Raw genomic sequence first — 244 nt, 5'->3', positions numbered from 1 at the left:
TGCACGAACGTGTGGTCGATGCTGATTTGCTCGAACTTTTTGTTACGCAGGCGGTAGGCGCGGGAGTCGCCACTATGGGCGAAGTGGAGCTTGCGGTCCTCCAAGAGGAGCGCAGTCACGGTGGTTCCCATGCCGGAAAGCTTGGGAGTCTGGTGGACAAGCTCGGAAAGCAGTGAATTAGCGGTCTGGATCTCGTCCGCGAGGACGGGCTCGGCGCCGTCCGGATCGTCGTCATGATCACGGT

General features: G+C 60.2%; 1 protein-coding gene. It reads right to left on the bottom strand.

The genetic code is table 11. The features are described 5' to 3' along the window. Positions 1-244 (bottom strand): PP2C family serine/threonine-protein phosphatase (locus N7568_RS25020; RefSeq protein WP_368736535.1); only part of this gene is annotated, 244 nt, incomplete at both ends.

Source organism: Paenarthrobacter aurescens (assembly GCF_025421775.1).
Classification (GTDB): domain Bacteria; phylum Actinomycetota; class Actinomycetes; order Actinomycetales; family Micrococcaceae; genus Arthrobacter; species Arthrobacter aurescens_B.
This window is presented reverse-complemented; position numbering and strand designations above follow the sequence as displayed.